Below are 24494 nucleotides of genomic sequence, written 5' to 3'. Positions count from 1 at the left end.
GATGACCATGGCCCAGATCGGACAGTTCACGCGCACGGAAGCTGGCTTCGAAGGCGAGTTCCGAACGCTCGGCATCAAAGAGGAAATGACCCTCGTTCCTGCCGAATCCTCGGAGACCGAGAACGCCCCGAAATACCGCGTCCTGCTCGGTGACGAAGACGGCCTCGATATCGGCGCGGGCTGGATACATGTGGGCGAACGGGCCGGCGAGTTCGTCTCGATCACGATCTACAGCCCGCTACTCGGCGGCACGTTTCGCGCAAATCTCTTCCGCGCCGGTGACGACGGTTCTGCCTGGGTGCTCACCACCGTCCAGCCCTCCAAAAGGCGGCAGGAGGACTGAATGGCGACGCCCCGAAACCGCGCCTGCGCCGGACGTTTTTCCACCGTCCGGCGCTCAGCGCTCCTTCTCCTTTCCGGCCTGCTCTTCACCCCAGCCGCAACGCCGACGGTTCTGGCGCAAAGCGTGTCGCCTACGAGCACCGTCGCCGCGCATCCGCATGCGGCGCATATCGCCGAGGCATCGCGCCGCTTCGGCATTCCGTCAGCATGGATCGTCGCCGTCATGCGCGCCGAGAGCGCGGGCGACGTGCGGGCCGTCTCCTCGGCCGGTGCGATGGGTCTGATGCAGGTCATGCCGGACACCTGGGCCGAGCTTCGCATCCGCCACGGCCTCGGCCGCAATCCTTACGATCCGCGCGACAACATCCTCGCGGGTACTGCGTACCTGCGCGAGATGTGGGATCGCTACGGCGACATCGCCGCCATGCTCGCGGCCTACAATGCCGGCCCGGCGCGCTACGATGAGCATCGTTCGAAGGGCCGAGCGCTGCCCGCCGAAACGCGGGCTTATGTCGCTTCGCTCGCGCCCGCGCTGCGCGGCGAGCGCCCTTCGAAGAGCGGTTCGGCGGTCGCCCGGCCGCTCGATTGGCGCGAGGCGGCGATCTTCGTCGGGCGTGATTTCGGTGCTTCACCTGTCAATTCCACGTCTCAGGATCGGTCGTCGGACGACGCCCTTTCACCCGTCTCGGCGACACCGCAGATGCTTGTCGCCGCACAGCCGGAAGGCCTGTTCGTCGCCCGGAATGCCGCTGGGGACCGGCCATGAGCGGCCCCGCGGCAAATCGCATCCCATCGTGCTCTGGCGTGTCATGGAGAGCGCGGAGAGTGGGGGCAGGCGCAACAACCGGACGATGGCGAGATAAAAAGGCGCACGGTGCGCTTCGGTCGGTCGGTTGCTTTTGTTCATGTTTTCGGCGCGTTCCGCACCGTGCGGCGCTCACGCGCACCGTGCGCTGCGCGCCCATCTTCCTGATTTTCCTAGCTGTTTCGCACGGCGCGGGGTCTCGCCATGGCCGATGACCGCGAGTTCCGCATCCGTCCGGGGCGCATTCGCTCTACCCGCGCTCAGCAAGCTCGGCCCTTCGTCGCGCAGGCGCTCGCTGCCGCACAGAAGGCTGGCGGCCGCGTTTCGCGTTCCGGCAAGATCTCTTCGGGCAAACGCTCCCGCTTCGGCCGCGGCCAGCGCGCCAGCATACAGGCCAATCGCCTGCTGACCGGGCGCTCGCGCATCGTCGTCATCAAGACCAGGGTGGTTCGCCATTCGGCCCGGTCCGCACCGCTCGGCGCCCACCTCAACTATCTGCGCCGCGACGGGGTGACCCGGGACGGAGAGAAGGCGCGGATGTTCGGCCCTGAGAAGGACGACATGGAGGTCGGCGCCTTCGCGGAGCGATGCGAACCGGACCGGCATCATTTCCGCTTCATCGTCTCGCCGGAGGACGCGCCCGACATGGCCGACCTCAAGTCCTACACGCGCGAACTAATGGGCCAGATGGAAAAGGATCTCGGCACTAGGCTCGACTGGGTGGCCGTGGACCACTGGAACACCGACAATCCCCATGTCCATATTATCCTGCGCGGCCGCACCGACGACGGCCAGGACCTCGTCATCTCGCGTGACTACATCAAGGAGGGGATGCGCGCCCGCGCGGCTGACCTCGTCACTCAGGAGCTTGGACAGCGCACCGACCTCGACATCACCCGCAATCTCGAGCGGCAGGTCGAAGCCGAACGCTGGACCCAGCTCGATCGGCAGCTTGTCCGTGATGCGGGCAAGTCCGGCATCATCGATCTTGCGCCGCATGCCGATCGACAGCCGGACGAATTCCACGCCCTGAAGGTCGGTCGGCTCCGGACTCTCGAAGTCCTTGGCGTCGCCGGCCAGGTCGGTCATTCGCAGTGGTTCATCAGGCCGGAGGCCGAGACAGTCCTGCGCGAGCTCGGCGAGCGTGGCGACATCATCAAGCGCATGCACCGCGCGCTCACTGAGCGCGGCATCGAGCGCGGCTCCGCAAGCTATGTGCTCGCCGGCGAGAGCCTCGACGTCCCCGTTGTCGGTCGCCTGGTCGAGCGCGGCCTCGATGACGAGCTCAAGGGCACCGCCTATGCCGTGGTCGATGGCGTCGACGGCCGCACCCACCATATCAAGCTGCCGCATCTCGACGCTGCCGGCGACAGCCCGACCGGCTCGATCGTCGAGCTGCGTGCCTGGGAGGATGGGGAAGGACAACGCCGCGTCGCGCTCGCCGTCCGCTCCGATCTGGATATCCACGCTCAGGTGAACGCCGCCGGCGCTACCTGGCTCGATCGACAATCGGTCGCGCGCGAACCGATTGCGCTGTCGGAGGGCGGTTTCGGCGCCGAGGTGCAGCACGCTCTGGAGCAACGGGCCGAGCTCCTGATCGACGAGGGCTTGGCGGAGCGGCAGGGCAGGCGCGTCGTCTTCGCCCGCAGGCTGCTCAACACATTGCGGGACCGCGAGGTCAGCGCGCTTGGCGAGAAGCTCGCGGCCGAGACCGGCACGGCGTTCAACCGCGCCGGCTCCGGCGAGTATGTCGCCGGCGTCTATCGCCAGCGCCTCGCGCTCGCCTCCGGTCGCTTCGCCATGATCGACGACGGCCTGGGCTTTCAGCTCGTGCCCTGGTCGCCCTCTCTCGAAAAACAGATCGGCCGCCACGTCTCCGGCGTCTCCCGCGACGATGGCGGCGTCGATTGGGACTTCGGCCGCAAGCGTGGGCTCGGCCTCTAACCTCGACCGGAAAGGAGCATCGCCATGTCCGCGACCAAAATCCTTTGGGGACAGATCACGATCGTCTTCCTCATCATCATCTCGACCACATGGGGCGCGACCCAGTATGTCGCGTGGAGCCTCGGGTTTCAGGCGCAGCTCGGGCCGGCCTGGTTCAACCTGTTCGGCATGCCGGTTTACCCGCCGCCGGCCATCATGTGGTGGTGGTACTTCTACGACGCCTACGCGCCCAGCATCTTCGCGACCGGCGGGATGATTGCGGCCTCGGGCGGGTTCATTGCCATCGCGGTCGCCATCGGCATGTCGGTCTGGCGAGCGCGAGAGGCGAAGAATGTTGCGACCTATGGGTCCGCGCGATGGGCCGAGAAGACCGAGGTCAAGGCTGCCGGCCTGCTCAATCCCGACGGCGTCGTGCTCGGCCGCTACGAGCGCGAATATCTGCGCCATGACGGGCCGGAGCATGTGCTGTGCTTTGCGCCGACCCGCTCGGGCAAGGGCGTCGGCCTAGTCGTACCCTCGCTCCTGACCTGGCCGGGCTCGGCCATCGTCCACGATATCAAGGGCGAAAACTGGCAGCTCACATCGGGCTTCCGTTCGCGCCATGGCCGAGTGCTGCTGTTCGACCCGACGAACCCCAAATCCTCGGCCTACAATCCGCTGCTCGAGGTCCGCCGCGGCGAATGGGAGGTGCGCGACGTCCAGAACATCGCCGACATCCTGGTCGATCCCGAAGGCTCGCTCGACAAACGGAACCACTGGGAAAAAACCAGCCATTCGCTTCTCGTCGGCGCGATCCTGCATGTCCTCTATGCCGAGCCGGAAAAGACGCTTGCCGGCGTGGCGAACTTTCTGTCCGATCCGAAACGGCCGGTGGAGTCGACGTTGCGCGCCATGATGAAGACCGCGCATCTCAGCGAGGTCGGCCCGCACCCCGTCGTCGCCAGTGCCGCGCGCGAGCTTCTCAACAAATCCGACAACGAGCGCTCGGGCGTGCTTTCCACGGCCATGTCGTTTCTTGGCCTGTACCGCGACCCGGTGGTGGCGGAGGTGACGCGCCGATGCGATTGGCGGATCCGTGACATCGTGGGCGGCGAGAGACCGACGACGCTCTACCTCGTCGTGCCGCCCTCTGATATCAACCGCACCAAGCCGCTGATCCGACTGCTGCTCAATCAGATCGGCCGCCGCCTGACCGAGGATCTTCAGGCCGGGGGAAGCCGGCACCGCCTCCTGCTCATGCTGGACGAGTTTCCGGCGCTCGGACGACTGGATTTCTTCGAGACCGCGCTGGCCTTCATGGCGGGGTACGGGCTGAAATCCTTCCTGATCGCGCAATCGCTGAACCAGATCGAGAAAGCCTACGGGCCGAACAATTCGATCCTCGACAACTGCCACGTCCGCGTCAGCTTTGCGACGAACGACGAAAGGACCGCGAAAAGGGTGAGCGATGCCCTCGGCACCTCCACCGAGATGAAAGCGATGAAGAACTATGCCGGGCACCGCCTATCGCCCTGGCTCGGCCATCTGATGGTGTCCCGCTCTGAAACCGCCCGACAGTTGCTCACGCCCGGCGAGATCATGCAGCTTCCGCCGACCGACGAGATCATCATGGTTGCCGGTATTCCGCCGATCCAGGCGAAGAAGGCGCGTTACTATGAGGATGCCCGCTTCCGCGAGCGCCTGCTTTCCCCGGCCGACCTGAAGCGGCCCGATCGGACCGGCCCGGATGACTGGAGCGGCCTGCCGGTCCCGCCGCGACCGGACGTGGTGAACGGGCAAGCAACAGATCGATCCGACAATGACGACCCGACGGACTCCGAACGGCGGCTGCAACCTGAGCTCAGCCGCGCGAAGCCGGTCGAGAAGAAGGCGCCCATCGAAAACGAATTCGAGATCGACCTTCCGGATGACGCCGAGGAGGAGGCCGTGCGCAACCGGCGCATGATCCGGCAGATGCAGGGCATCGCCCGCCAAGTCTCGCTTGATCCCAACGACGGCATGGAGCTGTAGTCGCCATGACCAGTCGCAGAAAAAAGAAAAAGACCACGATCTATCTGGACCCGGAAGTCGAGAAGACCCTCGCGGATTTCGCCGCGCGTCGGGATCAGTCACAATCCATAGTCGCCGAAGCCGCGATCGCGTCATTTCTATCGCCGGACGATGCCGAACGGCGAGAGGCGATCATTTCAAAACGCCTCGACCAGCTTGACCGTCGCATGACCCGCCTCGAACGCGATGTCGGCATCGCTGTCGAGACGCTGGCGGTGTTCATCAGGTTCTGGATCACCACGACGCCCGCATTGCCGGAGCCGGCGGCCCAAGCGGCGCGAGCCAAATCCAGCGAGCGTTATGAGGCGTTCATCACGGCCCTGGGTCGGCGCTTGGCGCAGGGGCCGAAGCTGCGTCAGGAGATTTCCGAGGATGTCCCCGAATCGGGTCCGTGACGTTCTCGCGCGCGGCATCTGGGAGTGACGCCGACAAGTTCAAGGATAGGGCGGGACCGCCGTTCCCCTGTATTTGCTCGCCACGCTACTACTACGACCGAAACTTGTTGAATCGGTCCGATTTCGGGCTCTTTTAATCATCCCCGATCCGGGGGCATCTGTCGCGTCCCCACGAGAAATGGGGACGATATGGCATCCACTTACCAGAGACAGGAAGCGATTCAGCGCGGCGCTCGCATGCTGCGCACCGCGCTCGGACCCGCCGTCGCCCGGTTTCTGGAAGAACCGGCCGTGGTCGAGGTCATGCTGAACCCCGACGGCCGCATCTGGGTGGATCGCCTTTCCGAAGGACTGGCCGATACGGGCGAGACGATGACGGCCGCCGATGGTGAACGCATCGTGCGCCTCGTCGCTCACCATGTCGGCGCCGAAGTGCATGCGCGCTCCCCTCGCGTGTCTGCCGAACTGCCCGAAACGGGCGAGCGATTTGAAGGCTTGCTGCCTCCCGTCGTCGCGTCGCCCGCTTTCGCCATCCGCAAGCCCGCGGTCGCCGTTTTCACACTCGATGACTACGTGGCGGCCGAGATCATGACGGCCGATCACGCCGCAATGCTGCGAACGGCTGTCGCATCCCGCGCCAATATCCTCGTCGCCGGCGGCACCAGCACCGGCAAAACCACATTGACGAACGCGCTTCTTGCCGAAGTCGCCAAGGGCGCGGATCGCGTCGTCATCATCGAGGACACGCGCGAGCTGCAATGCGCCGCGCCAAACCTCGTCGCCATGCGGACGAAGGACGGCGTGGCGACGCTCTCCGATCTCGTCCGGTCCTCGCTGCGCCTGCGGCCCGACCGTATTCCGATCGGCGAAGTACGCGGTTCCGAAGCCCTCGACCTCCTGAAGGCTTGGGGCACTGGCCATCCCGGCGGCATCGGTACGATCCACGCCGGCTCCGGCATCGGCGCGTTGCGCCGTCTCGAGCAGCTCATCCAGGAAGCCGTCGTCACCGTTCCCCGAGCGCTGATCGCCGAGACCATCGACATCGTTGCCGTCCTCGCTGGGCGCGGCTCGTCGCGCCGGCTGGCCGAACTCGCACGCGTCGAAGGGCTCGGCCCCGACGGCGACTACTGCATCACCCCCGCAACCACCCCGAATGGAGAAACAGAATGATGTCGCCTGTCATTCCGAATGTGTTGAAGCTGTCGATCCTATCGACCCTACGGCGTCCGGCAGACGCGCCGTCCGGCACGATCCTGCGCAGCGACCGGAAGCGCCTTGCCGCGTCGACCGCGCTCATCACCATCATGATGCTGGCCGCTACGCCGCCGGCTTTCGCCTCCGGCTCGTCAATGCCGTGGGAGCAGCCGCTTCAACAAATCCTCCAGTCGATCGAAGGGCCGGTCGCAAAAATAGTCTCCGTGATCATCATCATCGCCACCGGCCTCGCGCTCGCCTTCGGCGATACGAGTGGCGGATTTCGCAGGTTGATCCAGATCGTCTTCGGCTTGAGCATCGCGTTTGCCGCGTCAAGCTTCTTCCTGTCGTTCTTCTCGTTTGGCGGCGGGGCGCTCATCTGATGCCAGCCGCGTTCGAGCAACTGGACGCCGTGCCGGGTTACACGGTTCCCGTCCACCGCGCCCTGACCGAGCACATTCTGCTCGGCGGCGCCCCGCGGTCGATCGCCATCATGAACGGCACGCTCGCCGGCGCGGTCGGCCTCGGCCTGCGGCTCTGGCTGGTCGGGCTCGCCATCTGGGCGATCGGCCACTTCATTGCCGTGTGGGCCGCCCGCCGCGATCCGCTCTTTGTGGAGGTCGGCCGCAGGCACCTTCGCATCCCTGGCCATCTTGCGGTTTGAGGGAGGCGCCGTCGATGATGAACCTTGCCGAATATCGCCGATCAGCGTCGCGTCTCGCCGACTATCTGCCCTGGGTCGCTCTCGTTGCTCCCGGCGTCGTGCTCAACAAGGACGGTTCGTTCCAGCGCACTGCCCGGTTTCGGGGTCCCGATCTCGATTCCGCTGTCGCGGCCGAGTTGGTCGCCGTCGCCAGCCGCATCAACAACGCCTTCCGTCGACTTGGATTGGGCTGGAGCATCTTCGTCGAGGCGCAGCGCCACGAGGCCGGCACCTATCCGGACAGTAGCTTTCCCGATCAGGCATCTGGTCTGGTCGACGCCGAACGAAAGGCCGATTTCGAGGAAGCGGGCGCGCATTTTGTGTCGAGCTACTTCCTGACCTTCCTGTTTCTTCCGCCGGCGGAGGAAGCCGCGCGCACCGAGGCATGGCTGTACGAAGGCCGCGAACGTTCGGGCATCGACCCGCATGAGATCCTACGGGCCTTTTCCGACCGCACCGACCGCGTGCTGGCGCTTCTCGACGGCTTCATGCCGTCCTGCCGCTGGCTCGATGACGGCGAGACCCTGACCTACCTGCATTCGACGATCTCTACGAAGCGCCATCGCGTCCGCGTCCCCGAAGCGCCGGTCTACCTCGACGCGCTTCTGGCTGACCAGCCGCTGACCGGCGGGCTGGAGCCGCGCCTTGGCGAGCAGAATCTGCGCGTGCTGACCATCATCGGATTCCCGACGGCAACAACGCCTGGATTGCTGGACGACCTCAACCGGCTGGCCTTCCCATATCGCTGGTCGACGCGGGCGATCCTGCTCGACAAGACCGACGCGACGAAACTCCTAACGAAGATTCGTCGGCAGTGGTTCGCCAAGCGAAAGTCGATTGCCGCAATCCTCAAGGAGGTGATGACCAACGAGCAGTCCGTGCTCGTTGATACCGACGCGGCGAACAAGGCGGCGGACGCCGATCTCGCCCTTCAGGAGCTCGGCGCCGACGTGGCGGGGCTGGCCTACGTCACCGCGACCATCACCGTCTGGGACGCCGACCCACGCCTTGCCGACGAGAAATTGCGGCTGGTCGAGAAGGTTATCCAGGGTCGCGACTTCACCGCCATGATCGAGACCGTCAACGCCGTGGACGCATGGCTCGGCAGCTTGCCCGGCCATGCCTACGCCAACGTCCGCCAGCCGCCGATCTCGACACTCAATCTTGCCCACATGATCCCCCTGAGCGCCGTGTGGGCGGGGCCGGAACGGGACGAGCACTTCGATGCGCCCCCCTTGCTCTATGGCAAGACCGAAGGCTCGACCCCGTTCCGGTTGTCTCTGCATGTGGGCGACGTCGGTCATACCCTGGTCGTCGGCCCGACCGGTGCGGGCAAGTCCGTGCTGCTTGCCCTTATGGCCTTGCAGTTCCGTCGCTACGCGCGCAGCCAGGTCTTTGCTTTCGATTTCGGCGGCTCGATCCGGGCAGCCGCACTCGCCATGGGCGGTGATTGGCATGATCTCGGCGGCGGTCTCACCGAAGGTTCGGACGTCTCCGTATCGCTTCAGCCGCTCGCCCTCATTCACGACACATACGAGCGCGCCTGGGCCGCCGACTGGATCGTCGCGATCCTCTCCCGCGAGGGCATCACGATCACGCCCGAAGCAAAGGAGCATATCTGGACCGCGCTCACCTCGCTTGCCTCCGCGCCGATGGATGAGCGGACGATCACGGGCCTCCACGTTCTGCTCCAGTCGAACGATCTGAAGCAGGCGCTTCGTCCCTATTGCGTCGGCGGCCCGTATGGGCGGCTGCTTGACGCGGAGACCGAACACCTCGGCTCAGCCGACGTGCAGGCGTTCGAGATCGAGGGCCTTGTCGGCACTGGCGCGGCACCCGCTGTCCTCGCTTACCTATTCCATCGTATCGGCGATAGGCTCGACGGCCGCCCGACGCTGCTCATCATCGACGAGGGCTGGCTTGCCCTCGATGACGAGGGATTTGCTGGCCAGCTCCGTGAATGGCTGAAGACACTGAGAAAGAAGAACGCCTCGGTCATCTTTGCCACGCAATCGCTGTCCGATATCGATAATTCGGACATTGCTCCGGCGATCATCGAGAGCTGCCCTACGCGACTGCTCTTGCCGAACGAACGCGCTATCGAACCGCAGATCACGACAATCTACCGGCGGTTCGGACTCAACGACCGGCAGATCGAGATCCTCGCGCGGGCGACGCCGAAGCGGGACTATTACTGCCAGTCTCGCCGCGGGAACCGGCTGTTCGAGCTCGGCCTGAGCGAACTCGGTCTCGCGCTCTGTGCCGCATCCTCGAAGTCGGATCAGACCCTGATTGCCAACCTTGTCGCCGACCATGGCCGCGAGGGCTTCCTCGCCGCCTGGCTCGAGGCCCGCGAGGTCGGTTGGGCGATCGACCTGCTCCCGAATTTCCCAACGCTCATCCCCAAAACCGGAAAGGAGCTTCAGCCATGAGCATCCATCTACTTCGCAAATCCTCCGTGGTTCTCGCCGCGACCATGCTGGCCATGCCACTCGCGGTCTCGCCACTCGCAATCTCGCCTGCATATGCCTGGAGGATCGTCTACGACCCCACCAACTACGCGCAGAATGTGCTGACGGCGGCGCGCACTCTGGAGCAGATCAACCACCAGATCACCTCGCTTCAAAACGAGGCGACCATGCTCATCAACCAGGCGAAGAACCTTGCGAACCTGCCGTTCTCCTCGCTCCAGACGCTTCAGCAGAACGTTCAGAAGACCCAGCAGCTCCTGAAGCAGGCGCAGAACATCGCCTTCGACGTGCAGAACATCGATCAGGTGTTCCAGCAGCAATACGGCAGTGTCTCGATGTCGGCGAGCGACCAGCATCTCGTCACCGCCGCGCGTACCCGCTGGCAGAACACCGTCGGCAGCTTGCAGGACGCGATGCGCGTACAGGCCGGCGTCGTCGGCAACATCGACACCAACCGCACGCAGATGAGCGAACTGGTGAACCAGAGCCAGGGCGCGACCGGCGCGCTTCAGGCGACGCAAGCCGGCAACCAGCTCCTCGCCCTCCAGTCGCAGCAGCTTTCTGATCTGGTCGCGCTGCTCGCCGCCAACGGCCGATCGGGCGCGCTGACCGAAGCCGAGCGCACCGCCGCCGCCGAACAGGGGCGCGAACAGCGCCGCCGGTTTCTGACGCCCGGCTCCGGGTATCAGCCCGGCAGCGCGCGGATGTTCAACGGCAACTGAGGCCAGAAAGGAGCACTGTCATGGACAGCAAGATGCTGGCCCGGCTGGGCGCTGTCATATTCGTCGCGGTCGCCATCACGGCGGCGGTCGTGGAGATGACTCGCAAGGACGACGCGCCGGCGGGACCGTCGGCGCGCATCATCGAGCCCGCGCGCGACCCGCTGCGCGAGGGCCAACGCCGGTGCCAGCAGCTTGGTCAGCAGGCCGCGAGTGACGCCGAATGCCTGCGCGTCTGGGCCGAGACACGCGATCGATTCCTCGGCCGTCCGATTGCTCCGGTATCGCCGTCCTCAAGCGACAGGCGGTGATTCATGGGTGGCTCGGGGGTAATCGACAGCTTTCTTGGGACATTCACCCAATACATCGACAGCGGCTTCGGTCTGCTCAGCGGCGAGGTGACATTCGTTGCGACCACGCTGATCGTCATCGACGTAACGCTCGCGGCTCTGTTCTGGAGCTGGGGCGCCGATGACGACATCATCGCACGCTTGGTCAAAAAGACTTTGTTTGTCGGAGTGTTCGCCTACTTAATATCCAATTGGAACAATCTCGCGAAGATCGTCTTCGACAGCTTCTCGGGTCTCGGTCTAAAAGCCTCCGGGACCGGCTTCACCGCACAGGATCTCCTCCGCCCCGGCAAGGTGGCGCAGACCGGTCTCGACGCGGCACGGCCGCTGCTCGAATCCATCTCCGATCTGATGGGCTGGATTGCGTTCTTCGAGAATTTCATCCAGATCGCCTGCCTGCTCTTTGCCTGGGCGCTCGTCATCCTCGCATTCTTTATTCTCAGCGTCCAACTGTTCGTGACTCTGATCGAGTTTAAATTGAGCACGTTGGCGGGCTTCGTGCTGATCCCGTTCGGCCTCTTCGGGAAGACCGCGTTCATGGCCGAGCGCGTGCTTGGCAACGTGATCTCCAGCGGCATCAAGGTCCTCGTTCTCGCCGTCATCGTCGGCATCGGTTCGACGCTGTTCAGCCAGTTCACCCAAGGCTTCGGTGGCCAGACCCCGAGCATCGACGACGCCATGGCGGTCGTGCTCGCCGCGCTCTCACTCGTCGGCCTCGGAATCTTTGGACCCGGCATCGCGTCTGGTCTCGTCAGCGGCGGCCCGCAGCTTGGCGCTGGCGCTGCGGTCGGCACCGGTCTCGCCGTGGGCGGCGCGGCGCTGGCCGCCGGGGGCGGCGCTATGCTTGCCGCGAGAGGCGGCGCAGCGCTTCTCTCCGGCGGAGCCGCGGTCGCCCGTGGTGGAGCTGCGGCGGCCGGAGCGGCATCGTCGGCTTACACGCTCGGCTCCATGGGACAGTCCGGCGCTTCGGGTGTGGCGTCCGGCGTCGGCGGTGTTGCGCGCGCTGCCGGATCGGCCGCCACGTCGCCTTTACGTCGAGCGGCTTCGCGCGCGTCCGAGAGCATGAAATCCAGCTTCTCCGACGGCGCCCGCGCCGGCTTCGATGCCACCGGCGGCACATCCACGATGGGGTCGGTAGGCGGCGAGGCGGAGCCTTCTTCCGTCGCGCCCGCCACAACGACTGACCAGCCCCCCGCATGGGCTCAGCGCATGAAGCGCGGTCGCCATGCCTCCCACGGCGTCAGCGCCGCCGCGCATGCCGTCCGTTCCGGCGACAGCCACGGGTCCGGCGCATCCGTAAATCTCTCTGAAAGTGATCGCTCATGAATCTCTTCAAAAGGCCCGCCGTTCACTACGGTAAAACACCCCAACCGGAGACGCCTTATCAAAAAGCTGCGCAAGTCTGGGACGAGCGCATCGGCTCGGCTCGCGTGCAGGCCCGAAACTGGCGCTATATGGCGTTCGGCTCTCTGATCCTCTCCGCCGGATTTGGCGCCGCCCTGGTCTACCAGTCGGCGCGTGGAACCGTCGTGCCATGGGTTGTTCAGGTGGACAATCTCGGCCAGGCGCAGGCGGTCGCGCCCGCCACCGCTGATTTCCGCCCGACCGATCCGCAAGTCGCCTGGCACCTCGCGCGCTTCATCGAACAAACGCGGAGCATTCCGGCCGACCCGATCATCGTCCGGCAGAACTGGCTCCGAGCTTACGAATGGACGACGGATCGCGGCGCCGCGGCACTGAATGACTACGCCCGCGCCAACGACCCGTTCACCAAAGTCGGCAAGCAGCAGATCGCCGTCGAGGTCTCCAGCGTCATTCGGGCATCGCCCGACAGCTTCCGTGTCGCTTGGACGGAGCGGCATTTCGAGAATGGCCAGCTCTCCAGAACCGAACGATGGACTGCGATCCTGACCATCGTGATCCAGCCTCCGCGCGATGCCGACCGGATAAAGGTCAATCCGCTGGGAATCTATGTCAACGCCATCAACTGGTCGCGGGAGATGAGCCAATGAAATCGGCTTTCCGCAACCCCGGCATTCCGGCTTTCCGTAAATCCGTGCTTCCGGTTCTGCTTCTTTCCGCCACTACGTTGGCCGGCTGCGCGACGCCACAGAAGCCGCCGGAGATCAGCTACGATCGCGATGTGCCAGCGTTGCCGGCCGTGCCCGTGGCTGTCACCGACGATCGGCCGCGCCCGATCCATATCCCTCCGGGCTGGACACCGGCGAAAGGGGGTACGGCCGCCGGCACGCCCACCGCCCGCGTCGAAAACGCCAATGCCGCCGCTCGCGTGCAGCCGCGCCGGGAGGGCTATTTCAACGCCATCCAGGTCTACCCGTGGTCGGAAGGCGCTCTCTATCAGGTCTATGCTGCGCCAGGGCAGATCACAAACATCGCGCTGGAGCCGGGCGAGAGCCTGACCGGAGCCGGCCCGATCGCGGCCGGCGATACCGCGCGCTGGATCATCGGCGACACCGAGAGCGGCAGCGGCACGACCCGACGTGTCCACATCCTCGTGAAACCGAGCCGCGCCGACATATCGACGAACCTTGTCGTAACGACCGATCGCCGCGTCTACATGATCGAACTGCGCTCAGGCGCTAAGCCCTATATGCCTTCGGTGGCGTGGTCATACCCGCAGCCAAGAGGCGGACAGGGCCAGACCATCCCCGCGACCCCGGTCATTCCAGCCGTCGCCTCCCGCAACTACCGCTATGGCCTGAGCGGCGGCAACCCGCCCTGGAAGCCCGTCTCCGTCTATGACGACGGCCGGCGCGTCTACATCGAGTTTCCGCGAGGCATCGTCCAAGGCGAGATGCCGCCGATCTTCGTGATCGGGCCGGAGGGAGAGGCCCAAATCGCCAACACCCGCGTCCACCGACACATCCTGATCGTCGATCGTCTGTTCGGCGCGGCCGAATTGCGCCTCGGCAGCGGTGACAAGCAGCAAACGGTGAGGATTGTCCGTACCGACGGGAGGCCCGCGTCATGAGCGAGGAAAACAGCAATACGAGGGCTCCGATGCGCCTGCGGGCGGAGCCGCCGCGCGTAACTCGGCTGTCGCGCAAGGTGCTTGCGAGCGTCACCGCCGTCGCTTTGGTCGGTATAGGCGGCGCGCTGATTTACGCACTCCAGACCCGGAACGCCGGCCGCGACGGGGAGGAGCTTTATTCGACCGCCAACCGCCAGACCGCAGATGGTCTCGCCGGATTGCCGCGGGACTACACAGGGCCTGTTCTCGGCCCGCCCTTACCAGGCGATCTCGGACGACCTATTCTCGACGCGCAGAATCGCGGCCAGCCCGTCGTTCCTCCGACGATCACGACGCCGACCGTCGACGAAGCCGAACAACGCCGCATTGCGGAAGAGGAGGCCGCGCGCACGTCGCGAGTCTTCTTTCAGACCCAGCCGGGCATGACCCCGGCGGCGCCGGGAGGTTCTGCCACACCCGGCATTCCCGGTGTCGATCTCGCCGGCCTTGCGGGTCAAGCAGGCCAGCAAACCGCCCAGGATCGACAGAACGCCTTCCTCAATGGGCCGGTCGACCGCCGTACAACCTCGTCGGATCGCGTCATGGCTCCCGCTTCCCCGTTCGTGCTCCAGGCCGGCGCGGTTATCCCGGCAGCGCTCATCACCGGGATACGCTCCGATCTTCCAGGCCAAATCACGGCCCAGGTGACGGAAAACATCTACGACAGTCCGACCGGTCGCAGCCTGCTTGTTCCGCAGGGGACGAGGATCATCGGTCAATACGATAACAATGTGCAGTTCGGCCAAAGGCGAGTTCTGTTGGTCTGGAACCGACTGATCTTCCCGAACGGCCGGTCAATCGTCCTCGAACGTCAACCGGGCGCCGACACGCAGGGATATGCCGGTCTCGAGGATGGTGTCGATTATCACTGGTGGGATCTCGCCAAGGCGGCCGGTCTTTCCACACTGCTCGCGGTCGGCACGGAACTGGCGGTCAGCGATGAGGACCGCCTGGTCCGCGCTATCCGCGACGGCGCACAGGACACCATAAACGACGCCGGTCAGCAGATCGTCCGGCGTCAATTACAGGTCGCACCGACGTTGACCATCCGGCCGGGCTTCCCCGTTCGCGTTATCGTCACGCGCGATCTCGTCCTCGAACCCTACAGAGGCTGACTATGGCAAAGCTGAAACTTGGACCGATCGCCGACGATAAGCCCGTCAAAGTCACGGTGGAGCTGCCCGCACAGCTCCACCGTGATCTAGTCGCTTATGCTGAAGTCCTGGCGCGGGAGTCGGGCCAATCTGTCGCTGATCCGGTACGCTTGATCGTTCCAATGCTTGATAGGTTCATCGCAACCGATCGTGGGTTCGCCAAAGCGCGGCGTCTGCCCTAGAAGAAGATAATTGAGATATGGAAGCATGACCGAGCGCTATTTGGAACAACAGTTCAAATCGGCAGAGCGAGCACCAGCATCGTGTAGGCTATCGCTGATTTCGACATCTTCCTTGCCATGCTCAGCAAGCTGCGAAATGCCGGGTTATCATTCCTAGCAGACCAAATCGCGCTGAAAGGAAGAATTTCATCGACAATGGGTCGGTAGGTGATCCCCGGAAGCCGTGCTGCCGCCATCGCTTCACTGACGACCGTCAGTCCACGTCCAACAGCCACGAGCGAGAGAAGATTATCTCTCCCGACTGACTGAGGCTGTATGTACGGATGATGACCCAGATCAGCAAGTCGCTTTACGAGGTAGTCGTGAATCTCAGGGCCGGGTGCGACATCACTGACGATAAATTGCTCCATGGTGAGGTCACTCCAGCCCACCACCGTCTTCTCAGAAAGCGCATGCCCTTCGGGAAGCACGACAAACACCCGTTCGAACCAAAGCTGGTCTGTTTCACACCCCGGCCAGACCCGTGTGCCGGTCAGGAACGCGACGTCGATCTGGATTTGACGCACCGCTGCGATATGTTCGTCAGGATTTCCTTCGATGAACTCTATATGGACCTTCGCATGGGCGCTGTCGTAAGCGAGCAGCAGATCCGCCAGAAAGCCTGACGCTAGGGACGAGAATATTCCGATCTTAAGCAGTCCGTTCTCTACACGCCCGATCCTCGCTACGTCCTCGACGCTGTGACCGATATCCCGAAGAATGCGACGCGCCTGAGGAAGAAAGCGCTGCCCAGCGTAAGTGAGGGTGACGCCGCTGCTACGCCGATGGAACAGTGAGGCGCCAACCTGATCTTCGAGGTCTCGTATAGATCGGCTGATCGCCGATTCCTGTACCCCTGAAGCCGCACCGGCTTTTCTAAAGCTGCCCTGCTCGGCTGCTGCCACGAAGTAGCAGAGATGGCGTACATCGATTGCCTCGTGGCGCTTCGCGAGCCTATCTCTCATGAGCGAGCCTATCCCCCTGCGCATCCGCCATAACCGGGAGGGTCGATAGCTCGCCGTCGTTGTGGCGGAACTCGCCGTGGGGCGTTGTCGAAATCGGAGCGGCGTTGAGATGCAGCTCCGCGCGGAAGCCTCCCTCTGGACGGTTTTTCAGGGACAGGCTCCCGCCGAGCCGCTTCGCCGCGAGGTCGGCGATCGCGAGCCCAAGGCCACTTCCCATCGCGGTCTTGTTGCGACCGCGATAGAACCTCTCGCAAACCTTGGGCAGTTCGTCTTCAGGTATTCCCGGTCCGCTGTCATCGATCGTCAGTGCGACGCCGTCGCCTTCAAGCCGCACTCCACAATGGACAGGGCTTTCAACGCGGGAATGCAGAACGGCATTTTCCATGAGATTCCGCGCCGCAAGCATGAACACTGACGGATCGATATCAAGATCTATGTCATGTAGTTTTTCGTCGATCTCGATGAGCGCGGCGCCCGGGTAGTGCTGGCGGATATCATCTGCCAGTCGGCTGGCCAATTTGCCCAAATTGACACGTTGATTGTCGCTGTCGGTCTCGCCCCTTTCGGCATTCGTCAGGTCGGTAAGCTGTCGCATCAGCCGAGACGTCCGGTCCACGCCGACCACTATCTGACGCAGGGCGTTCGAACGAATGCCCGGATCCTCGCTCCCGAGCGCCACCTGCGCCTGGGTCTTCAATCCGGCGATCGGCGTACGCAGCTCATGCGCTGCGAAGGCTGTAAAATCGCGCTCCCGTTCTCGGGCCGCATGCACCCGCCCGAAGAGACCGTTGAGCGAGCGGATGACCGGCTTGATCTCGGAAGGCGTGTCGACATCCGGTAGGGCGCTTAGATCGGAGGCGGACCGCGTCTCCAGCGCGTGAGCCATGTTGTTGAGGGGACCGAGACCTTTCCTGACGCTCAGCCAAATCAGCCCGGCTAGGATCGGCAAGATCAGCAATGCAGGCAGTGCCAGACCCCGGATCACATCGGCCACCAGCCGATCTCGAACGCGCATATTGTCTCCGACGAGGACTCGCATGCCGAGATCGGTGTTGACCACCGCATAGACGCGCCAAGTTTCGCCTCCGATAAGGGTCTCGGAAAATCCATCCCTGCCATCTGTCAAAGGTGTTGCGGGCGCCGCGTCGGAGCGCCCGACCAATGTTCCGTCAAGCGCCCAAATCTGGCACGAGAGCTGACGGTCGTAGGAAGCGTGGAGCGCCGGCTCGACAGTCGGTATCTGCGCGGCTCGCTTTGGGTCGATCTCCTGGCTGGTGATCAGCGAGCTGACCATGCGCGCCGCTTCGATCAGGCGCGCGTCGAGAACCCTCTCGACCTCGTGACGCGTGCTAAGATAAATCCAGACGATCGCCGACATCCAGATGACGCCAGTGGTGATCATCAGAATCATGAACAGCCGGCTGCGGATCGACCTCATGCACTATCCTCCGCGAGCTTGTAACCCACCCCTCGCACTGTCTCGATGATACCGGGGCCGAGCTTCTGCCTGAGATTGTGGATGTGAACCTCGATCGTGTTACTCTCCACATCCTCCTGCCAGCCGTAGAGCCTTTCTTCGAGCTGCGATTTTGACAGGATCTGGCCGGGCCGATCCATCAAGGCGTGCAGGATGGAGAACTCGCGGCGCGAAAGGCGGACTGCCTCCCCACATTTCGAGACTGCCATGGTAGAAGGCTCCAGGCGAAGGTCCCGCCAGACCCTACAGGCAGACCCGCCCCCGTTACCCCGCCTCGTCAGGGCGCGCAGCCTCGCAGCGACTTCGTTCAGATCAAACGGCTTGCCGAGATAGTCGTCCGCGCCGGCATCCAGCCCGGCGATGCGGTCGGGCACGCTGTCACGCGCAGTCAGCAGCAGCACCGGCGTTGCGACCTGACGCCCACGGATCTCGCCGAGAACGTCCAGCCCCGATCCATCTGGTAGCATCAGGTCGAGAACGATCGCGTCGAAAGCGGAACTGCGCAAGGCGGCCGAAGCATCGGCGCAAGTGGCGACGGCGTCCACGGTGAAGCCGGCCAGACCCAGCCCAACCTGCAAGCCGTTCATCAACACCGCGTCGTCTTCGACCAACAATACTCTCATGCGCACAATACCCCGGATGCTACAGAACAATGGAAATCCGGTGCCCACCTTAAGCCAGCCTTAAGGTGGCGGGCGTGGATCGCAGGCCGCACAGGCTTCGTCCTGTCAGATCCGAGGCCAAAAGGAGATCCTACATGCCAGCTATCACGCGCCGCGACGCCGTGCTTGCCATCGGCGGCGCCGTATTGACCATTCCTCTCATAGGTCGCGCGTCGTTTGCGCAGGCGGCCGATGACGTCTCCAAGGAGATGATTCTCAACGACCCTGCCGCACCGACGGCTGGCAATCCCAAAGGCGACGTGACGATCGTCGCCTTCCTCGACTACAATTGCCCATTCTGCAAAAAGTCCGCCCCCGACCTCGACCGCATCGTCAAGGAGGATGGCAAGATCAGGCTCGTCTACAAAGACTGGCCTGTCATCCGTCCAACTTCGATCGATGGGGCCATGATGGCGCTCGCTGCCAAATATCAGGGCAAATACGATGTCGCGCATCACGCCCTGATGGGGATCCCCGGCGTGGGCGTTCCCAAAGACAAGATGCGGCAGGGACTTCAGGCAGCCGGACTCGATATGGCTCGCCTGGATGCCGACATGAAAAATAGGTCGACGGAGATTCAAACCATCATCCAGCGAAATATGGCTCAGGCCGACGCCATCGGCTTCTCGGGCACGCCAGCCTACCTCGTCGGACCGTTCCAGACGTCGACGCTGGACTATCAGGGGTTCAAGCAGGTCGTGTCGGACGCACGTAAGAAGCAGGCGGAAGGCAAGTGAGAGGGCCACGGTCTCACCAGCCTCGCTCACGATGCCTGATGTCGATCGTGCCGCCCTTCAGCATATGAGACCAGTACAGCCAGGGCAGGAGCTTCGTTTTCAAGTACCACATGCTCTTGCGGGGCACGCGGGGATCGAGCGGAAAACTCGGCGTCACCTTGCCGCCATAGGCAAACTCGGCAAGCACGATCTTGCCGAGCGCCACCGTTAGCGGGCAGGACCCGTAACCGTCATATGTCTTGGGCAAGGCCTTGTCCTGCATGGCGGCCAACAGATTGGCAACCACGACGGGGGACTGGAGCCGGACGGCTGCCGCCGTCTTGGCATTCGAGGTCGACGCCGCATCGCCGAGCGAGAACACGTTCGGATAGCGGGCGTGGCGCAGCGTTGCCGGATCGACCTCGATCCAGCCCGCCGCATTGGCCAGCGGGCTTTCCCGCACGACATCGAGTCCCGTCTGCGGCGGGACGACATGGATCATGTCGAAGCGCATCTCGACGTCGCGCGACACACCCTCCTTGTCGGTGACGGAAAACAGCGCCGCTTTCGCCGGACCGTTGATGGCGATCAGGTTGTGCCGGTAGCAGACGTCGATCCCGTAATCGTCGACGGCTTTTTGCAGGGGAGGAACGAAGAAGGGAACGCCGAACAGCGCGTCTCCGGCGAGGCAGAATTTCAGCGTCGAACTGTCGAGCCTGCCGCGCCGGCGCAGATGATCGGCCATCATGTACATGATCTTCTGGGGCGCACCGGCGCATTTGATCGGCATCGCCGGCTGGGAGAACAGCGCCGTCCCGCCCTGAAACTCCTGGATGAGGCGCCATGTGTATTCGGCCGTGTCTGCGCGGTAGTTGCTGCACACGCCATTCTTGCCCAGCGTTTCCTTCAGCCCCTGGATCGCGTCCCAGTCGATTTTCAGACCGGGGCAGGCGACGAGATAGTCGTATCCGAGCGATCGACCATCACTCAGCCTGACAAGGTTGTTGTCGGGGTCGAAGGCGCTGACCGCCGCCTTGATCCACGTCACGCCCTTTGGGATCAGCGTTCGCTCCTCGCGTTCGGTTTGCCGGCGCGTAAAGACGCCCACGCCGACCATTGTCCAGCCAGGCTGATAGGAATGCGAGTCGGAAGGCTCGACGATCGCAACGTCCAGCTTCGCATCATGGCGCTTGAGCTCGGCCGCCACTGTGATGCCGGCTGCCCCGCCGCCGACAATAACGATCCTGTGTTTCAGATTCAGTGCTTGAGCGGCTTCCATGGCATTCCTCCCACTTGCAGAATTACATATCTGGTTTTATGTAAGTATGTAATTCATATTGACAAGCGTCAAGGAGCCGTCCCATGAAACCGATACCGGTCACGCAGAAATTTTCCGTCGCGGGGCAGCTTCAGCCCGAGGACTTTGCCGAACTTGCCCGTAGTGGGTTCAAGACGATCATCAACAATCGACCGGATGGCGAGGAAAGTTCGCAGCCTGGATCGGCGGCAGAAGAAGAGGCGGCCAGAGCGGCAGGTCTCGACTATGTCTTCATCCCGGTAACCAGCAGCAATATGCGGCCGGAAGACGTGCGGCGCTTCGCGGAGACGATCGTCGCCTCCGACGGTCCGGTGCTCGCCCACTGCCGATCCGGTGCGCGCTCCTTCTATATGTGGGTGTTGGCCGGAGATGCCGACGTCGAAGGGTTCAGCGACGACAAGCTGATAGCCGTCGCCGGTAAGCTAGGCATTGCGCCCGACAATGCCCGTGACTGGCTGGCCGCCCATCGGCACGTCGGCAAGCCGGAGGTCAAAGGGTTTTACGAAGAGCGGACCGGCAGCATTCAATATGTCGTCACCGACCCCGCGACGAAGAAATGCGCGATCATCGACCCGGTACTCGATTATGACGAGAAGTCCGGATCGACCAGTACCGCGCAGGCCGACAGAATCCTCGCCTACATCAAGGAGCGGGGCCTTAACGTCGAATGGATCCTCGACACCCACCCCCATGCCGACCACTTCTCCGCCGCCTGCTACCTCAAGGAGAAGACCCGAGCTCCAACAGCGATCGGCGCGCATGTCGTCGATGTGCAGAAACTGTGGAAGGGAATCTACAACTGGCCGGATTTTCCCGCCGATGGTCATCAGTGGGACCGGTTATTCTTCGCGGACGATACCTTCAAGGTCGGCGCGCTCGACGCGAGAGTGATGTTCTCGCCGGGACACACGCTCGCCTCGATCACCTATGTCATCGGCGACGCAGCTTTCGTCCACGACACCCTGTTCATGCCGGACTCTGGAACTGCACGCGCGGATTTCCCTGGCGGCAGCGCAAAAGCGCTCTGGAAGTCCATTCAGGACATTCTCGCCCTTTCGGACGAGACCCGAGTCTTCACCGGTCACGACTACCAGCCTGACGGCCGCCAGCCGCGGTGGGAGAGCACGGTCGGCGAGCAGAAGAAGTTCAATCCGCACATTGCCGGTCAGACCGAGGAGAGCTTCGTCAAACTGCGCAAGGAGCGCGACGCGACCCTGCCGATGCCGAAGCTCATCCTGCATGCGTTGCAGGTGAACATCAACGGCGGCCAGCTTCCCGAACCCGAAGATAACGGCAAGCGTTACCTGAAAATTCCGCTCAACGCGCTTGAGAGGGCAGTATGGTGATGGACGCCTATCTCGCTCCCGTGGCCGGCGGCGCACTGATCGGCCTTTCGGCCAGCCTCCTCATGCTGCTCAATGGCCGCATCGCCGGAATCAGCGGCATCGTCGGCGGGCTGCTCGGCCATCGCGGCGAGCGCTTCGGCCATGACATTGCCTTCGTCGCCGGCCTTCTTCTCGGCCCGCTGACCTACCTCACCATGTTCGGCAATGCGCCGCAGGTCGTGGTGACTGCGTCCTGGCCGCTTTTGATCGTCGCTGGTCTGCTCGTCGGCTTCGGTACGCGCATGGGCTCCGGCTGCACCTCCGGACATGGCATTTCGGGCCTGGCCCGGCTGTCGCCCCGGTCCTTCGCTGCTGTGATTACGTTTCTTGTGACGGCGGTCCTCACCGTTCTCGCGATGCGGCTCGGAGGCTGGCTATGACCGCTATGCTGCGTATCCTGACCAGTCTTGCCGCCGGCCTGCTCTTCGGGCTCGGCCTCGCCATTTCCGGCCTCCTCAATCCTGCCAAGGTGAAGGCCTTCCTCGACATCACAGGCGCCTGGGACCCGAGCCTGATATTCGTTCTCGGCGCGGGCGTCGTCGTCGCCTTCATCGGTTACAGGATCGCCTTTGCGATCAACAAGCCGCTGCTCGACTCACAGCTCCATCTGCCGACCAAGACCCGCATCGACAGTCCGCTCATCATCGGCTCGGCGATTTTCGGCGTCGGGTGGGGTTTGGCCGGGTTCTGCCCGGGTCCTGCGATTGCGTCACTCTCGCTTGGCCTGCTCCCCGCAGTCATCTTCGCCGTCGCCATGTTCATCGGAATGGTCACCCATGATCGATTCCTGGCCGGCAAGGGGTAAGCCATGCTTGCCAATATCGGCCCGGCGCTCGCTTCGGGCGCCCTCGTCGGCTTTTCCCTCGGTCTCGTCGGCGGCGGCGGCTCGATCCTGGCCACGCCGTTGCTGCTCTACGTGGTCGGAGTGACCCAACCGCATATCGCCATAGGGACCAGCGCGCTTGCTGTTTCCGTCAACGCCTTTGCCAATCTCATCGGCCATGCGAAGAGCGGCAATGTCCGCTGGCGCTGCGCGATCGTCTTCGCCGGGGTCGGAACGCTCGGTGCGTTTGCCGGCTCGACTCTCGGCAAACTCGTCGACGGTCAGCGGCTGCTTTTCTTGTTTGGCCTGCTGATGATCCTCGTCGGCATCCTGATGCTGCGACCGCGTAAGCCCGGCGCCGCTCTGGAGCGTCCTGCGGATCTGCGTACCTGCCTCATCACGGCCGCCGTCGCATTTGCCGCCGGGTCGGCATCCGGCTTCTTCGGGATTGGCGGCGGCTTCCTGATCGTACCCGCACTCATTCTGGCAACCGGCATGCCGATGATCAATGCAATCGGCTCTTCACTCCTGGCGGTCGGCAGCTTCGGGCTTGCCACCGCGCTCAACTATGCCGCTTCCGGCCTCGTCGATTGGCCCATTGCCTTTGAGTTTATTGCGGGAGGGATTGCAGGCGGTATCGCCGGCATGATGCTCGCCAATCGCCTGTCGACCGGCAAGAACACCCTGAACCGGATTTTCGCGGGCCTGATCTTTGTTGTCGCGGCCTATGTGCTTTACCGCAGCGCTGGCACCTTCATGACGTGATTTAATTTCGTATTTTCGCAGCGCTCAGCGGTTTGGAACTGCGCAGCACAGATTTAACACAGGAGATGGCTATGATCGAAGACTGGAAGAAACTCATTGAGAACATGAATGGCGGCGTAAAGTCCCTCCGGCAGGATGCGCCCGATGTGATGAAGGCTTTCAGCGACATGTCACGGGCGGCCCATGGTGGGCAAGCGCTCGACCAGACAACGAAGGAGTTGATTGCGCTCGCCATTGGCGTCGCGACGCGGTGCCAGCCTTGCATCGCTTACCATGCCGAAGGTGCAGTCAAATCTGGCGCGAGCCGTGAACAGATCAGCGAGACCTTGGCCATGGCTGTCTATATGGGAGCAGGACCGTCCGTCATGTACGCCGCCCAGGCCCTTGAGGCCTGTGATCAACTTGCAAAATAGAGATACTTTGCCGATTGCTGAATGGACGTGCTGCGGAACAACTACCCCTGTGACGCTTTTGGAAATCGTGCGGATCGCTTGACGACACCATAGGCAAAGCTGGTGTCGATGGAAGCGATACCCTCGATCATGTGCAGCCTGGAACGCACGAAATTCTCGTAATCCTGCAAGCTTTCGACGAGGACGCGCAGGAGATAGTCGGCATCGCCGGTCATGACATAGCAATCGACGATCGCGTCGATGTCGCGGATGCGTTGCTCAAAAGCTTTGACCACGTCCTGACGGTGGCGCTCGATCCTGATCCTGACGAACGCCGTGATCGGAAGGCCGTAGGCCACTTCGTCCACCAAAGCTGTGTACCCACGAATGACGCCCTCGTCTTCGAGGATGCGCAAACGTCTCAGGCAAGGGGAAGGTGACAGGTTCACCTTCTCCGACAGCTCCTGGTTTGTGAGCCGTCCGTTGTCCTGGAGCGCGGCGATAATCTGGCGATCCTTCTCGTCCATGAATTTACTCCAGCACTGGCAGATGCTGCCACAAATAAGCTTCCAGCGGGCAGAAATAGCAAGAAACCGCCTTTGGCGCCATGCCA

At 63.4% G+C, this 24494-nt stretch carries 27 protein-coding genes; 22 read left to right on the top strand and 5 right to left on the bottom strand.

Annotated features, from left to right (window positions below):
- Nucleotides 1-7 precede the first annotated feature (7 nt).
- From V5F78_RS22775 to V5F78_RS22700, 16 genes are all read left to right on the top strand, one after another.
- Nucleotides 8-343: a DUF736 domain-containing protein gene (locus V5F78_RS22775; protein WP_064331654.1), complete on the top strand. Its 336-nt coding sequence runs from the start codon at nucleotides 8-10 to the stop codon at nucleotides 341-343.
- Nucleotides 344-1108, top strand: a complete 765-nt coding sequence (locus tag V5F78_RS22770) for a lytic transglycosylase domain-containing protein (protein ID WP_064331653.1) — start codon at nucleotides 344-346, stop codon at nucleotides 1106-1108.
- Nucleotides 1109-1351: 243 nt separating this feature from the next.
- Nucleotides 1352-3091 carry a relaxase/mobilization nuclease domain-containing protein gene (locus V5F78_RS22765; RefSeq protein ID WP_064331652.1) on the top strand — a complete coding sequence of 580 codons (1740 nt, stop codon included), beginning with the start codon at nucleotides 1352-1354 and terminating at the stop codon, nucleotides 3089-3091.
- Nucleotides 3092-3115: 24 nt separating this feature from the next.
- A complete protein-coding gene (locus V5F78_RS22760) occupies nucleotides 3116-5101 on the top strand; it encodes a conjugal transfer protein TraG (protein ID WP_064331651.1) in 1986 nt (661 codons plus the stop codon).
- 5 nt (nucleotides 5102-5106) lie between these two features.
- Complete coding sequence (locus V5F78_RS22755; RefSeq protein WP_064331650.1) at nucleotides 5107-5535, top strand: hypothetical protein; 429 nt, start codon at nucleotides 5107-5109, stop codon at nucleotides 5533-5535.
- 189 nt (nucleotides 5536-5724) lie between these two features.
- On the top strand, nucleotides 5725-6705 hold the full coding sequence (gene trbB / locus V5F78_RS22750; RefSeq protein WP_064331649.1) for a P-type conjugative transfer ATPase TrbB: 981 nt from the start codon (nucleotides 5725-5727) through the stop codon (nucleotides 6703-6705).
- Nucleotides 6702-7112 (top strand): TrbC/VirB2 family type IV secretion system protein, encoded by a 411-nt coding sequence (locus V5F78_RS22745; RefSeq protein WP_371328570.1) that lies wholly within the window; start codon nucleotides 6702-6704, stop codon nucleotides 7110-7112. Before trbB ends, V5F78_RS22745 begins: the two co-directional genes overlap by 4 nt.
- Complete coding sequence (locus tag V5F78_RS22740; protein WP_064331648.1) at nucleotides 7112-7393, top strand: VirB3 family type IV secretion system protein; 282 nt, start codon at nucleotides 7112-7114, stop codon at nucleotides 7391-7393. Before V5F78_RS22745 ends, V5F78_RS22740 begins: the two co-directional genes overlap by 1 nt.
- 14 nt (nucleotides 7394-7407) lie before the next feature.
- The gene (gene trbE, locus V5F78_RS22735) at nucleotides 7408-9864 is read left to right on the top strand and encodes a conjugal transfer protein TrbE (protein WP_064331647.1); all 2457 of its coding nucleotides are present in this window, start codon (nucleotides 7408-7410) and stop codon (nucleotides 9862-9864) included.
- Complete coding sequence (trbJ, locus tag V5F78_RS22730; RefSeq protein ID WP_064331646.1) at nucleotides 9861-10625, top strand: P-type conjugative transfer protein TrbJ; 765 nt, start codon at nucleotides 9861-9863, stop codon at nucleotides 10623-10625. Before trbE ends, trbJ begins: the two co-directional genes overlap by 4 nt.
- Before the next feature lie 20 nt (nucleotides 10626-10645).
- The gene (gene trbK-alt / locus V5F78_RS22725) at nucleotides 10646-10933 is read left to right on the top strand and encodes a putative entry exclusion protein TrbK-alt (RefSeq protein ID WP_064331645.1); all 288 of its coding nucleotides are present in this window, start codon (nucleotides 10646-10648) and stop codon (nucleotides 10931-10933) included.
- 3 nt (nucleotides 10934-10936) lie between these two features.
- Complete coding sequence (trbL, locus tag V5F78_RS22720) at nucleotides 10937-12298, top strand: P-type conjugative transfer protein TrbL (RefSeq protein ID WP_064331644.1); 1362 nt, start codon at nucleotides 10937-10939, stop codon at nucleotides 12296-12298.
- The gene (trbF, locus tag V5F78_RS22715) at nucleotides 12295-12984 is read left to right on the top strand and encodes a conjugal transfer protein TrbF (RefSeq protein ID WP_064331643.1); all 690 of its coding nucleotides are present in this window, start codon (nucleotides 12295-12297) and stop codon (nucleotides 12982-12984) included. Before trbL ends, trbF begins: the two co-directional genes overlap by 4 nt.
- On the top strand, nucleotides 12981-13964 hold the full coding sequence (gene trbG, locus V5F78_RS22710; RefSeq protein WP_064331642.1) for a P-type conjugative transfer protein TrbG: 984 nt from the start codon (nucleotides 12981-12983) through the stop codon (nucleotides 13962-13964). The genes trbF and trbG overlap by 4 nt, the downstream gene beginning before the upstream one ends.
- Nucleotides 13961-15118, top strand: a complete 1158-nt coding sequence (locus tag V5F78_RS22705; RefSeq protein ID WP_064331641.1) for a TraB/TrbI/VirB10 family type IV secretion system protein — start codon at nucleotides 13961-13963, stop codon at nucleotides 15116-15118. Before trbG ends, V5F78_RS22705 begins: the two co-directional genes overlap by 4 nt.
- Nucleotides 15119-15120: 2 nt before the next feature.
- Entirely contained in the window at nucleotides 15121-15339 is a 219-nt protein-coding gene (locus V5F78_RS22700) for a DUF2274 domain-containing protein (RefSeq protein ID WP_064331640.1), read from the top strand.
- A gap of 53 nt (nucleotides 15340-15392) precedes the next feature.
- Here the strand turns inward: V5F78_RS22700 and V5F78_RS22695 are convergent, their stop codons facing one another.
- From V5F78_RS22695 to V5F78_RS22685, 3 genes are read right to left on the bottom strand one after another with little or no spacing between them, the layout of a single operon-like run.
- Nucleotides 15393-16343 carry a LysR family transcriptional regulator gene (locus V5F78_RS22695; protein WP_206362187.1) on the bottom strand — a complete coding sequence of 317 codons (951 nt, stop codon included), beginning with the start codon at nucleotides 16341-16343 and terminating at the stop codon, nucleotides 15393-15395.
- Nucleotides 16333-17781 carry an ATP-binding protein gene (locus tag V5F78_RS22690; RefSeq protein WP_084438144.1) on the bottom strand — a complete coding sequence of 483 codons (1449 nt, stop codon included), beginning with the start codon at nucleotides 17779-17781 and terminating at the stop codon, nucleotides 16333-16335. The genes V5F78_RS22695 and V5F78_RS22690 overlap by 11 nt, the downstream gene beginning before the upstream one ends.
- Complete coding sequence (locus tag V5F78_RS22685; RefSeq protein ID WP_064332688.1) at nucleotides 17778-18443, bottom strand: response regulator; 666 nt, start codon at nucleotides 18441-18443, stop codon at nucleotides 17778-17780. The genes V5F78_RS22690 and V5F78_RS22685 overlap by 4 nt, the downstream gene beginning before the upstream one ends.
- 134 nt (nucleotides 18444-18577) lie before the next feature.
- Here V5F78_RS22685 and V5F78_RS22680 point away from each other — a divergent pair, with 134 nt between their 5' ends.
- Nucleotides 18578-19219: a DsbA family protein gene (locus V5F78_RS22680; protein WP_064331636.1), complete on the top strand. Its 642-nt coding sequence runs from the start codon at nucleotides 18578-18580 to the stop codon at nucleotides 19217-19219.
- Nucleotides 19220-19232: 13 nt separating this feature from the next.
- On the opposite strand, the gene V5F78_RS22675 is transcribed toward V5F78_RS22680, so the two are convergent.
- Nucleotides 19233-20477 (bottom strand): NAD(P)/FAD-dependent oxidoreductase, encoded by a 1245-nt coding sequence (locus tag V5F78_RS22675; RefSeq protein WP_064331635.1) that lies wholly within the window; start codon nucleotides 20475-20477, stop codon nucleotides 19233-19235.
- Nucleotides 20478-20560: 83 nt separating this feature from the next.
- Between V5F78_RS22675 and blh the strand changes: the two genes are divergently transcribed.
- From blh to V5F78_RS22650, 5 genes are all read left to right on the top strand, one after another.
- The gene (blh, locus tag V5F78_RS22670; RefSeq protein WP_064331634.1) at nucleotides 20561-21862 is read left to right on the top strand and encodes a bifunctional sulfur transferase/dioxygenase Blh; all 1302 of its coding nucleotides are present in this window, start codon (nucleotides 20561-20563) and stop codon (nucleotides 21860-21862) included.
- Nucleotides 21862-22281 carry a YeeE/YedE family protein gene (locus V5F78_RS22665; protein WP_145926029.1) on the top strand — a complete coding sequence of 140 codons (420 nt, stop codon included), beginning with the start codon at nucleotides 21862-21864 and terminating at the stop codon, nucleotides 22279-22281. Before blh ends, V5F78_RS22665 begins: the two co-directional genes overlap by 1 nt.
- A gap of 5 nt (nucleotides 22282-22286) precedes the next feature.
- Nucleotides 22287-22706: a DUF6691 family protein gene (locus tag V5F78_RS22660; protein ID WP_394069841.1), complete on the top strand. Its 420-nt coding sequence runs from the start codon at nucleotides 22287-22289 to the stop codon at nucleotides 22704-22706.
- A 3-nt stretch (nucleotides 22707-22709) separates the two neighbouring features.
- Nucleotides 22710-23489, top strand: a complete 780-nt coding sequence (locus tag V5F78_RS22655) for a sulfite exporter TauE/SafE family protein (protein ID WP_064331631.1) — start codon at nucleotides 22710-22712, stop codon at nucleotides 23487-23489.
- A 71-nt stretch (nucleotides 23490-23560) separates the two neighbouring features.
- Nucleotides 23561-23902: a carboxymuconolactone decarboxylase family protein gene (locus V5F78_RS22650; protein ID WP_064331630.1), complete on the top strand. Its 342-nt coding sequence runs from the start codon at nucleotides 23561-23563 to the stop codon at nucleotides 23900-23902.
- A 41-nt stretch (nucleotides 23903-23943) separates the two neighbouring features.
- Here V5F78_RS22650 and V5F78_RS22645 read toward each other — a convergent pair whose 3' ends face one another.
- Nucleotides 23944-24408 carry an Lrp/AsnC family transcriptional regulator gene (locus V5F78_RS22645; protein ID WP_064331629.1) on the bottom strand — a complete coding sequence of 155 codons (465 nt, stop codon included), beginning with the start codon at nucleotides 24406-24408 and terminating at the stop codon, nucleotides 23944-23946.
- Between the last annotated feature and the right edge of the window lie 86 nt (nucleotides 24409-24494).

Source organism: Roseixanthobacter glucoisosaccharinicivorans (assembly GCF_043195095.2).
GTDB lineage: Bacteria > Pseudomonadota > Alphaproteobacteria > Rhizobiales > Xanthobacteraceae > NCEH01.
Note: the sequence above shows the minus strand (reverse complement) of the source record. Positions and strands in the feature narration are given on the sequence as shown.